General features: G+C 42.7%; 7 protein-coding genes. 2 read left to right on the plus strand and 5 right to left on the minus strand.

What is annotated here, in order from left to right; translation table 11 throughout:
- Positions 1-6: 6 nt before the first annotated feature.
- Positions 7-504, plus strand: a complete 498-nt coding sequence (locus D0A34_01805) for a hypothetical protein (GenBank protein ID UNU17761.1) — start codon at positions 7-9, stop codon at positions 502-504.
- 67 nt (positions 505-571) lie between these two features.
- On the opposite strand, the gene D0A34_01810 is transcribed toward D0A34_01805, so the two are convergent.
- On the minus strand, positions 572-1,063 hold the full coding sequence (locus D0A34_01810) for a cupin fold metalloprotein, WbuC family (protein ID UNU17762.1): 492 nt from the start codon (positions 1,061-1,063) through the stop codon (positions 572-574).
- Between the two features lie 76 nt (positions 1,064-1,139).
- Between D0A34_01810 and D0A34_01815 the strand changes: the two genes are divergently transcribed.
- Positions 1,140-2,363 (plus strand): tetratricopeptide repeat protein, encoded by a 1,224-nt coding sequence (locus D0A34_01815; GenBank protein ID UNU17763.1) that lies wholly within the window; start codon positions 1,140-1,142, stop codon positions 2,361-2,363.
- A gap of 231 nt (positions 2,364-2,594) precedes the next feature.
- Here D0A34_01815 and D0A34_01820 read toward each other — a convergent pair whose 3' ends face one another.
- The 4 genes from D0A34_01820 to D0A34_01835 all read right to left on the minus strand — a co-directional run bounded on the left by D0A34_01820 (position 2,595) and on the right by D0A34_01835 (position 12,153).
- Positions 2,595-8,009 carry a GAF domain-containing protein gene (locus D0A34_01820; GenBank protein UNU17764.1) on the minus strand — a complete coding sequence of 1,805 codons (5,415 nt, stop codon included), beginning with the start codon at positions 8,007-8,009 and terminating at the stop codon, positions 2,595-2,597.
- 164 nt (positions 8,010-8,173) lie between these two features.
- A complete protein-coding gene (locus D0A34_01825; protein ID UNU17765.1) occupies positions 8,174-10,378 on the minus strand; it encodes a lignostilbene-alpha,beta-dioxygenase in 2,205 nt (734 codons plus the stop codon).
- A gap of 810 nt (positions 10,379-11,188) precedes the next feature.
- Complete coding sequence (locus D0A34_01830; GenBank protein UNU17766.1) at positions 11,189-11,851, minus strand: IS630 family transposase; 663 nt, start codon at positions 11,849-11,851, stop codon at positions 11,189-11,191.
- The gene (locus D0A34_01835; GenBank protein UNU17767.1) at positions 11,737-12,153 is read right to left on the minus strand and encodes a transposase; all 417 of its coding nucleotides are present in this window, start codon (positions 12,151-12,153) and stop codon (positions 11,737-11,739) included. Before D0A34_01835 ends, D0A34_01830 begins: the two co-directional genes overlap by 115 nt.
- Between the last annotated feature and the right edge of the window lie 423 nt (positions 12,154-12,576).

The raw sequence follows: 12,576 nt of genomic DNA on the forward strand, positions 1-12,576 counted from the left end.
AAAAATATGCAATCTATGTTTATCGAGCAAAGCTCAGAAAATACAGCTAAAGACAATGCAGCTAAAGACAATGCAGCTAAATATAACGAGCGCTCGTTCTCAACTTTAATTCGGGCGCTCCGTCTTTCCCAAGGTTACTTTTCTTTCGTTTTAGTCAACTGCAACTCGCTAGCTTTGCGGCAGCAAATACTTGATCGGCTACAAGTAAATTCTCCCGTGAAACCGCGGCAACTGCTTTTGCCCAAATCGGCGACAACTCTTTACACGACAATCCCAGCAGAAATAGACGGCGAAAAGCCTCCAGCTTTAATGCTCCTCGGTTTGGAATCAGTGGAGCCGATCGATCGATTGCTCGTTTCTACCAACCTATTATGCAGCGAATTCAGCAAAAAATTTTCGTTTCCCCTCGTCTTTTGGGTGACTGATGAGCTCCTGAGAAAAATCATTCGCACCGCCCCGGATTTATACAATCGGATGACGACAATTAGATTCATCAGTAATTAGTAATCAGTCGCTCGATTTTAGATTTTAGATTTTAGATTTTAGATTTTTAACAGTCAACAGTCCTTAGTCAAGTGTTAAATTCCGCTTCCCAAATCAAGACTAATTCTCGCGCCGCCGCAGTTCCCTCAGCAGGAAAACCTGCCAAAAAGTCTTTATCCGCCCCCACGTCGTAAGGCCCTTCCTTAAACTCCAAAATCACGGTATCCTGTGTCAAAGCTACTAACGTGTGAATAGTGCCCTCTGGCAGTTCGACAGCGCGAGTCGGGCCGACCGCGCTGACTCGCAAGGAGCGCAGGATTTGACCATTTTCGTTCAAAATAAGAATACCGACTTCTCCTTGAATCACCACAAAAAACTCAAAACCGTTAACTGCAGGCGGGCGCAGGTGTTGGTGAGGGCGGACGTAAGTGCCTGGTTGCAGCACGTTGACAAACCGCTGCACTTTTTCAGACAAATCATGGAAATTGTAGTTTTGTCGCTGGCGGGGACTGCGCCGGGAGGAAGCAGCAACTTCGTCTAGCAATTCTTGCGTCAGCAATTTGATCGGAGGGGACTGCACAACAGATATCCTGTATTTAATAGTTTTTGAACAAATGGGCTAGTCTGGGATCATCGTTATCAGCATCTCTTGACACATGGAAATCGCAACTCAGGTGCGTATCACTAAGGCAATGCGTTTGTCAAGTATCTTTAGAAAAAGTATTAGCCCGATCGCCCTTTCGACTATTCTAGTCTGCGCCAGTAGCGTTTCTGCCTCTGAACCGAGGGTGGCACTGTTAATTCAGCAGGAATTCCCACAGCAGCAACTTAAAGAAGAAATTCGCGATCGAGTTCAAGAAGAAGTTGACATTGCTTTCGGGCGCACGGCGCTACTGCTTAACGGGCTGATAATTGCCCTAACTTTGTTTCCGACAGCAGCCGGAGTCGGTGTGTGGTTTCTGTTGAGCAAATTGTCCAAGCAGACAACAATTGCCCGCCAAGAAATTGAAAGTCTCCATTATGATACAATCTCTCAATTAAAACTATTAATTTCGGACGCTGAAACTATCTTAGGCGAAATTCAACAGCAAAGTCACCCGGCAGAGGCAGAAACAGACCTTTTATTCCCCGATGCCCAAATTCAAGAATTTGCTCCGGTTAACTATGGCAATTACCAAAAGTTATTGACGGCCGGCGACTATGCTAAACAGGGAGATGCTTGTTTCTTTGAAAACCGTTATCAAGATGCGATCGCAGCTTACGATCAGGCCCTGCAAATTCAGCCGGATTTAGCCGATACTTGGAATAACCGAGGAGTAGTGCTGACGAGAATGCAGCGGTATCCAGAGGCGATCGCCTCTTACGAACAAGCTACTACAATTCGCCCGAATTATCCCGACGCTTGGAACAATCGAGGTGTGGTATTGTTGGAGTTGCAAAAGTACCAGGAGGCGATCGGCTGTTACGAACAGGCAATTCAAGCCAAACCCGATTATGCCGATGCTTGGAACAACCGAGGCGTTGCTTTCTCAAAAATGCAGGAGTACGAACAAGCAGTAATTTCTTACAATCATGCGCTACAAATCAAAAATGATTATACTGACGCTTGGAACAATCGAGGCGTTGCACTCTCCAAATTGCAAAAATACGAAGCGGCGATTGATTCCTACGACAATGCTGCTAAAATTCGACCTGACTTTTACAGAATTTGGTACAATAAAGCCCGATGTTATGCACTGCAAGGTAAAATTGAATTAGCAATTGAAAATTTAAAGCGCGCCCTCAATCTCAATCCGAATGTGTGTAAAGAGTTGGCCAAAAGTGAAGCTGATTTGGAGAAGATTCGCGAACACGACGCATTCAAGCAGTTGATTAATTGAGCGGAACTCAGTAGATGAGTAAGAAAATACATACAGCCTATTCCAGGTTTATGAAGTTTAGGGACAAAGGTTTTCGCCTTTTCCCTACGGGGATAGAACGATAGGCGGGGGTACTTCATAAACATAGAATCTGCTTTAAGTAGTCAAAAGCGAGTGAAACAAAGCTATTGGCTTTCGGTTCTGGCAGTTGTACATTCGGTTATACAGCAAGGTTTATTTGTGCCTACCTACTTATTTCTGTTTGATTACTACCAAAGTAATGTCATCAAATACTTTTTGCTCCCCCATGTATCGTCGCACGTCGTCAATAACAGCTTGCTTGATTTCTGTTGCTGACTGTTCCCTGTTAAGGACAACCACTTCAATCAAGGCCTCGATACCGTATTGATATTTCTTCATATCAAAAGCTTCGGTAATTCCATCTGTATAGAGTACGACAACATCCCCCGAATTCAATTGTATTTCAGTAGTAGCAATGAAATCAGCAATATCTGGTTCCAAGGCGATGGGAAAGCCTAACTCCATGGTATCAATCCGCTCTACTTCGCCGCTGGAACGCACGACAATCACCTCTTCGTGCTGTCCGCTCAAACGCAGGATGTTGTCCCCCCGATATTCCAGCAAAGAAAGGCTCATACTTTTACCGCAATTCATGCGCTCTACGTTGTCAAAAAGCGTTTGGTTGACTGTCTGCAATAATTTAACTGGGTCGGTTTCCTTGTGAACCAGCAAAGTGCGAATTGCTGTTTGCGCCATAATCATTAACACACCGCTTTCTAAACCGTGTCCTGTCACGTCGCCGATGCCAATTGTGGCTTTACCGCCGTGATTTAGTACGTCGTAGTAGTCACCGCCAACTTCATCAGCCGGTTCCATGAATGCAGCTATTTCTAGCCCTGCAATTGACTCTAATTCCTGCTGTTGAGGCAAAATCATTTGTTGCAGGCGGCGGGTTACGTCTAGTTCGGCACTCATGCGAAGGTTTTCTACTTTTAGCCGTTCGTTCAAAAGCAATATTTCTCTATTAGCTTGGGCTAATTGTGCGGTGCGTTCTTCTACTTTTTGTTCTAGGGTTTGATAAAGTTGGGCATTTTCTAGGGAAATAGCAGCTTGGGCAGAAATTATGCTCAATACTGCTAATCTGTCTGCTGTAAAAGCGCCAGTTGCGAGATTGTTTTCTAGATACAAAATGCCGATGAGTTTGCCTTGATTGATGATGGGCGCGCACAAGACTGATTTGGGTTGATTAATTGCAATATAAGGCTCTGCGGTAAAGGTTCCTTCGCGGACGGCATCATTTAAAACTACATCTGACTGAGTTCTTGCGACATAATTGATAATAGATGTCGGGAGATTCTCACTCTTATTAACAGCAAGAGATTGCAAGACTTGGACGGAACCGTCAACGTCTCCGGCAGCTTCAATTCTGAGTTCGCCCCTGCTGTTTAGCAAGATGAGAAAACCTTTTTGAGCTCCGGCATTTTCAATGGTAAGTTTAATTAAGTTTGACAGTAAGGATGCTAATACTACTTCGCCGGATATTGCTTGCGATGCTTTGATTACTGTGGTAAAATCCAGCATAAACGAGTTGCTGCTGCCTGTCGAGGTTGGCGGAAGGGATGTGGTGGTTATGGCAGAAAGGTTTGTACCTGTTGATGTTTGTCTCAGCCATAGCTGAGGGTAGCGCTTTTCTAAGTCTTTAACTTTGGCGGCTGCACCCCAGCGGAGATAGTAAGAGCGGGCATTTTGCAGGTAGGTATTGGCAATCAATGTCTTATTTTTAGATAAGTAAAATTTGGCAGCTAGTTCGTAGGAGAGGGCTTCTTCGTTGATGTATTCGTTTTCTCCAGCGGTGGCGATCGCACGATCGTACCAGTCCATTGCTTCAAAGTTTTCCCCTTTAATACGACACAATTCTGCTTCTATTAGTTCTACTTTCTGCAAGTAATTCATCGGTGCGTAAGTTGCCAATACTTTCAGTTTATCCAGATTAACGGTTACTTGTTCTAACATTTGTTCGCGATCGCTCTGGCTGACATCAAAGTAAACCGCAAGTCGCACGAGAGAATCGTAGAAATAAAAGAGAGGAGCGAGAAGCGAACCAACTACTCCGGCTAAGTCTTTTGCTGCTAAGTCAGCATATTTTACAGCTTCAGCAAATTCTCCAAAGAGATAGCAGAGAATGGTTTTTTGCAAGTAAATAATGTAAACCGCACTGCGATTTTTGGCTTGCACCATCATTGGCAACTGGATGTCTTCGTTATAAGCTTCACCGATTAATTTACAGGGATTTTCGGAGCCATCTATTAAATTGAGAACTGCCTGCCGATAGATTTCATTAAAATTAAAATCTGCTTCTTGCTTTAGTTGGCGCATCATGTCGCTGTAGGCAGCTAATTCTCCTTCAAGTTCTGTTAATTCTTTGCCGATGAAATATGCGTGTAAGGCATACATACTGGCCGCGTGACAGGCATATTCTATATCTCCCGTTTCCAAGCCGATCGCGCAAGCATCCTGCGACAGTTTTAAAGTTTTCCTGACCGATTCTTTGCAATGTTTGACAAAACCATTCACAATGTGAAGTGTTTCTGCTTTGACTTCGTTGGAGTTAATCCTCTCCAGCAAATTTAAAGCCAGTTCGCCAAATCTGTAACCAGATTCGATGTCATTGAAAATCGCGCTCAAAAGCAGTCCACAATTAGCATAACCTGGCAAAGAATAGGGAGCATTGCCGTATTCTATCGATAAATTGACTTGTTTAAAGGCAAACAGCGGCAGGATTTGGGGAAAGGAAAAATAGGCAGCAGCAAAGGTGCTTGATATCACCTGCATGGCTGCTAATTTGTCCGGTGCTGTCATTGGCGGCAAATCGATTAAATCTTCGATTTCTCTGCCTGTTAGCGCTGCCTGAGTTGCTTGCAGCGCCGCCTCAATATCTGTCGGATTGGGGTGTTTGGGAAAATATATATCTAACAGTTCTAGCACTGATAAAGCTGTGTCTACTGCTTGCCGGAACTGGCTTTGCGCTAACTGAGCGAGAATTTTTGCTTGATAAACTTTTACTTTGTCTAAAACTGTTTTCGCTTGTTGCAGCACCGGAGTTGCTAATTGCTCCATCTGCTCGAAATCGGTACTGATGTAAGCGGCTTCTGCTGCTTCTTCGTAGAGATTCAGGGTTAAGTCGTATTGGGTTTGCCAACTGTCTGCACTTAATAATTGCCTGCCCGCCGCGAAGTAATCCAGTGCTGATTTATAAGCAGCGGAAACTTTGGCTTTTTTGCCTGCTAAAAGGTTTAGTGCTGCCAGTTCATTGCGCTGCGGCTGTGCAGCAATTAATTCGCTGCCAAAGTTTAGGTGATTGACGATATCAAAGATTTTCTGTTCTCGCTGTTCCGGCGCAGTATTTTCCAACAAAAGTTGTCCGACTCGGTAGCGGACAACTTGCTTTTCTGGTTCGGGAATTAGAGAATAGGCGGCTTGCTGCACGCGATCGTGCAAAAATTTGTAATAAACAGTTAAATCTTCTGAATTTTGCTCTAATTCGAGAAATTTGTAATCATTTCCCACGGGAATAATTAAAGTTTCCCTAACTGCTTCCAAAAGTTTCCCGTTAGTTGCTTTGACTGAATTTTCACTAACAATCGCCAAGGTTTTTACGTCAAATTGATTGCCAATGCAAGCAGCCAATTTTAATAGTTGCTGTGTTTCCGGCGACAGTTTTTGAATTTTTCCTGCCATCAGCTCGACTACATTATCAGTAATTCCCTTGGCTTGAATTTGCTCTAAGTCCCACTGCCAGCCTCCCTTGGTTCCCCCAAGCTTCGGAGAGGTTACTCCAAATTTCAACAGTTTCTCAGCATAAAGTGATTTGAGAAACTCGTTAATAAAAAAGGGATTGCCTTGAGTTTTTTGCAGGACTAACTCTGCTAAGGGCAGGGCTTTTTCGAGATCGCATTTAAGAGTATCTGCAATTAAATGACTGACATCATTTAACTTTAAAGGTAAGAGGGAAATTGAATTAATAACGCATCCAGTTTTCTGAATCTCATTAATTGTTAAAATCAGCGGATGGGCTGCACTGACTTCGTTATCCCGATAAGCCCCAATCAGAAACAGATATTGCATATCTGGGTCGGTGATTATTAATTGAAGCATCTGCAAACTTGCGGAGTCTGCCCACTGCAAATCGTCGAGAAACATGACTAAGGGATGTTCTGGCTTGCAAAATACGCGGATGAAGTTATGCAAGACTAAATTAAACCGATTTTGCGATTCAGCGGGAGGAAGTTCGGATAATTCTGGCTGCTTGCCAACTATCAATTCTAATTCGGGAATTACATCAATAACGACTTGGCCGTTAACTCCAACTGCTGTTAATATTTTTTCGCGCCACTGTTGGAGTTTAGCTTCTGTTTCTGCGAGCAACTCCCGCACTAATTCTTGAAAGGCTTTAATGACGGCGCTGTAAGGAATATTTCGCTGAAACTGGTCAAATTTCCCGGCGATGAAATAACCTTTTTTTCGGGTAATGGGTTTATAAATTTCTTGAACTAAGGCTGATTTGCCAATGCCGGAATATCCGAATACTAACATCATTTCGGAATGGGGTCGGCTGTTGGGGGATGGCTGAGTTTCTGAGGTTACACTTTCTGCTTCTTCCTGCAAGCTACCGGCAACTCGCTCAAATGCCGCCAGCAGGCTTTCTATTTCTGTTTTTCGGCCGTAAAGTTTTTGAGGAATTTGAAACTTATCTGAAATATCGTGCTGACCAATAGTAAAGTCTTCTATCTTGCCTTGAGTTTGCAGTTGAGTGAGACACAACTCTAAATCTGCTTGAATTCCCCAAGCACTTTGATATCGCTCTTCTGCGGTTTTTGCTAACAGCTTCATTACGATATCTGAAACAGGTTTAGGAATCTCTGGATTGAGTTCTTGGGGCGGAACGGGTTGTTTAGCGATGTGACAGTGTACTAATTCGATCGCATCATTACCTTCAAAAGGCAGTTGATTGGTTAGCAGTTCGTAAAAAGTAGCGCCCAGGGAATAAAAATCAGCGCGGTAATCAATGGCGCGATTCATTCTTCCGGTTTGTTCGGGTGCGATATAAGCTAAAGTTCCTTCTAAAACATTGGGACTTTTTAGGGTAGGATTTTCTATAGACAAGACTGTCGAAATGCCGAAGTCAATAATTTTGACTTCCCCGGTTTTGGGGTTGATAATTATATTAGATGGGTTAATGTCTTTGTGGATAATATTAGCGCTGTGAATCTGACCCAAAATCTCGACAGTTTTGATCGCGATGGGGAGAAATTTCGCTAAGGTTATTTGATGTTGCTGCCGCCATAAACTTAAAGATTCAGCGCCATCATCCTCGAAGACGATGGCAAGAGAATTATGATATTTTTCTAAGCTGTAAGCTTTAACAAAGCCTGAAAAATTCAGAGTTTGACTGATTTGGTATTCCTGCTGGTATCTGAGCAGTTGTGCTGGCGTTGGCAATTCTTCTTTCAGCAGCTTGAGGATGATCGGTAGGCGTTCGGCGTAGCCGTCACGTAGCGAATCGCGATCGCGAATTCCGCGATAAACGAAGGAGTTTGCGCTTTCATAAATTTGGGAGAAAATCTGATATCCAGGAATGCCAAGCATAGTTTAAATTGTCCGTTTTGAGCTTTTGCGCTTTCTGTGGAGCAGTTGCGACTTTATCTTGTCATTATTGCTCATATATCACTGCAGTGGTAGCTCGATCGCTGCCACTGCATAATAAATGACTGTTTGCAAAATCGGGATGCTTCCGATTTTGACTAACTTAATTAGCAGTCAGCTTCTCTCTTTGGTTCCTTTTTGGTATACACCCATTTATTAAATAAATCCTGAATTTCTGGCGACTGCTGCTGCACGATTTTATTGTAATCTTCCCGTGGGTCAATGCAGTAGCTTGCTGTGCGCTTCTCCACTTTTTGCAGCCAGGTTGTGTGGATGGTGAAAGCTAGGTTAAATTGAGGATGCCAGAGCTTGCAAACAGGCCCGCTGTTCAAGTTAGCAGCATCAAAAATCCAAACTTCATTGCCGTTGGTTTCGTCGCTGCCGTCGCCGTAGTGAACGAGGCAGACGATGTAACCGTCTGTTGAAATTCCGCTATCGGTGCGCGGTACGAATTGCGGCGACATTACCCAGTAACCGTCGGGAAATTGATAAACATCTGCGATACTCAGGCGATTGTCGCCTTCCTTAACGCTTTCTTGAGGAGCGATGTGCAGCCGCAATAAATTAGATGGTCTTCCCTTTTTGGTAATGTCGTCTATTAATTTTAAACTTAATTCTCGGTATTTGTAATTTTTGTACAAGTCAACCATGTGTTGTGTTTTGAGATCTTCCCAACATCCCAAACAAATCCAGTAGATGTCTTGCAGGCGATCGGGCAGCGGGTGCTGTTGATATGTGCAGATAGCCGGCCCCCAAGTATACTTTTCATCCATGATGACATCTTGATGTTCTTTGACTAATTTTCCAGTTTTGCCGTTGACAACGTGACATCCAAATTTGCTGATGTCCATCGGCCCTGCGATCGCTCCATAAAGACGCGGCAAATTGTTGACTTCTAAATTAGCGGTTTTATCGTCGTCAAAATCAAACTCGGAAAGATATTCCCCCGCATCCCACGCACAAACGTGAGACAGGTGCAGGGTAATTAAATCGTTAGGGTTTTTATAGTCTGCAAGAAAGTGTGCGGCTTCGCCGGGAATTCTCACTTTCTTGGCACTGACATGACTTTTTTCTGGCTTGAGATCGCTGCGGCGGATGATGTAGAAAGAGTTGTCGCTTAATTGCGGGCGATCGAGAAAATTCCTGACAAACTTTTCAAAGCGCTGATAGTTTTTGTTAGTAAGTGTTGGCAGCAGTTCTTCTAAAGAAACTTTGAACGCTGTATCCAGCAGCACGATATAATCTTCTGTCACTGCCATTTGATGGATACTTTGCTTAATTTTAATCGACAAACCGTTGTGCTGCACTTTCCACTTTTGCAGACTTCCTGAACCTTCCCACCGCAGGATATATACAAAGTTATCTGTAAAGATTCCGGCTGAGCCTCGCAAAAATTTCCAAAAACTCTCCACTGTCGTCGAGACTTTCTTCCTGACAGATAGGGGTTTTTCCTCTAGTTTTGGTGAGGTAAGAAGGTTTTTTTTCTTTATATTAAATATTTTTTGCAACCCCTGCATAATCCAATCCCAAATTTCTTTGAAGATATAAGCTAGGGGAATCAATTGCGATAAAACATTTGAGATCGATCGCCCGATATTGACCGTAAACATTTCCCGTGTATAAGGGTCAAAGCAGGGATGGGCTGAAGTTTGTATGATTTTAAAGGGAGTTGGCGGCTTTCCAGGCAAGCCAATTTTAGTAACTTCTTTCCACTCGTCACTGCTGCCGACTGGGGTAACAGTTTCCAGGGTTTTCGGATCGATTTCGTAAGGGCGGCCTACATCCCAAGTAGCCAACAACCGTTCGCTCTCATCTTGAGAAAATTTCAAGGGCACAAATGCTGTATTGAGCTGGTTCCTGACACCCAGTTGCCCAGATATGCGGGTAATGCCGTAATTTTCAAATTTCAAAGCGTTATATGTCGGACACTTGTCGGCGGCTGCATCTGCATAGTAACAAGGGGGTTTTACCAATCTTGAAGCTAGAAATGCTCCGGCTTGCAAGTTGTCAAAATCGAGACGGTAAATCATACCGTCGCCGTTATAAAGCGGGGTTGTACCGTCTGAAGACGGGTAAACTGTGGAGTTAGTCGGATGACCTTGAGCGTCGGGCGAATCTATCGAGCCGACTGGTGCAACAATGAATACGTGACCTTGTAAATCTAGCGGTAGCTTTCCCTCTTTAACGTTCATCTTTAGCGGTAAATTTTTGGCATCTGGGTTGTCTTCTTTGTTGCCAAATTCGTCGCGGCTGACTGATAATACTGAACGCGGAAAAGTTGGATTGAGTGCTTCTTTAGTAGCGTTTTGCATCTGTTTTTCACTTCTAAATATTTTCAGTTTGAGATGACGGCGGGATGAAAATTAGTTGCACTCGCCCGTTTCTAGGGAAAGTTTTGTGCACCTGAACTGACTGCCATTAGTCGCTGCTGAGCGGCGGTCGCGAAAATCAGCACAACTCAAAGGATAACTGGTACTCTTTTTACCATATATTTCCGATTGTGTCAATATTTTTCTTACTATCGGCACCCCAGGAGTTTGGAGGCGAGCGCGGGAATATTTAAGATTATTTAGACATAGTTTGTGAATATCTTATATTTGATAAATTAACAGCAAATACCGCTCCCCATGCCAGTAATAAAGTAAGAGGCACGGTCTTAAATTAAAAAATAAAGTAGGTGTTGACGGGATCTTGCAGGTAGGTGCAAATGCCACCCTCATTTAAAAACATGGAACTCGAAGTAATAGTGGTGTTTCAGCTCCTACCCAAACCGCACTTTAGAATATTTAATTTATTAAATTAGCAAAGAAACATAGAGTTTATTAGCCACCTCGAAACTAAAAAGCCTGAATCAAGAAAAAATGATAAAATGTAGTTTTAGGAAAAATAAAAATGAATAATCTGCAAGAGTACCTAAAAAAAATACCAGCACACAAAAAGGGTGTTAGAAATGGAATATGAACAACTAATAGAGTTAATTCAATCGGCTGAGTTATTAGAGCAAGAAAAACAACAGGAACGAGATAAAATAAAGATGAGAATAATAAAACTAGGTCGAGGGCGTCGCTCCTTCATTATCAACAAAAGAGCCGAGCTTGGTGACACTACAGCACTTTGCGTGACTAAGAGGTACAGTAACAGCAGTGAGCAAAATAATTTTCGATTTGCTTACTTGAACATAATTTCACACCCAATTCCAATAGTTTTTCCACAATCTGTACACTTCGAGGTACAAATCTCCTGAGCCATGCCTTTAATTCCCACCATAAATGTTCGATGGGGTTAAACTCAGGTGAGTACGGTGACAAATACACTACTCTTGCTCCCACTGCTTCGATCATTTTTTCCACACCTTCTACCTTGTGTGCCTTCAAATTATCCATAACTAATACCGCTCCTTTCCATAATTTGGGAACCAATTGTTCTTGCACAAATTTCTTGAACTCTTCTCCATTCATTGATTGTTTCATTGTTTTCATGGCGATGACCTTCTTGTTGGTTATTGCACCAATTACTGTCACCCTACTTCCTCTATAAAATGGCTTGATATCGTAGCTTCTTTCTCCCTTTTTACTTCTAGCTCTGGATCTCATTATCCCTAGCAATACGCCCATTTCGTCCAAAAATATCAGATCTTTTGGTGCGACATCTCGGATTTTTTTCCAATATTCTATTCGCTGATTTTGATTAATTTCTTTATGGGCTTGACTGCTGCGTAGTGTTTTTTTTTCAAAGTGAGTTGCTGCTTTTTTAGGAATCGGCACATCGCACTCTCGCTCAACCATACTCCTGTTTTTTCGTGCCAATACTCACAGTATTCCGCTAGTGTGTAATCTGGATACTGGGCTACCATCTCTTCAATCTGTTGTTCGTGACCAAACAGTAAACTCGGTTTACCGCCCTTTGCCTGACTAGGGAGTAATCTTCCTGTCTCTTTTTTTCGCTTTAGTAGGGCTTGTACGGTACTTTTACTGACTTGAAATCTTTCTGCTACTTGCCGAATAGAGGTGTTACCTGCCTCGTAAGTGTCAACAATCTTTTGACGCATATCTAGGGAGTAGGGTTTCATTTTTTTCTTTCTTACCACCTCTACTATTGTACCTAACTGTTAAGCAAAGTGCTGTAACATATTTACATCAGTTACCCAGGTTTCAAATGCTAGGATTATAGTTGAGATTAAGTGAATCTACAGCCAATGACTTTTTCCATTATTGGATAAAACTTTTAAGAGAATTACTGCCACCCAGTTTACTAGAACAAGTAAAAAAAAGGACAGTGGGTGGCAGTGGGTAGAAAAAATACTCTCTCGATTTTTAATTAATAGCAGATAGCTCTGAACAGCTCGGGGAAAGCTCCAGAGAAAATGTATAACAAAAAAGTGTTATTCAGGGCAGAATAAAACACATACATTCCTTTAAAAATTAAGTGATTGTGATGTCACAGAGAAAAGATAGAGTCGATGTAATGGTAGAGAATTGGGAGCAAAAACTGTTCTCAATCTATGGATATA

Source organism: Microcoleus vaginatus PCC 9802, assembly GCA_022701275.1.
Classification (GTDB): Bacteria; Cyanobacteriota; Cyanobacteriia; order Cyanobacteriales; family Microcoleaceae; genus Microcoleus; species Microcoleus vaginatus_A.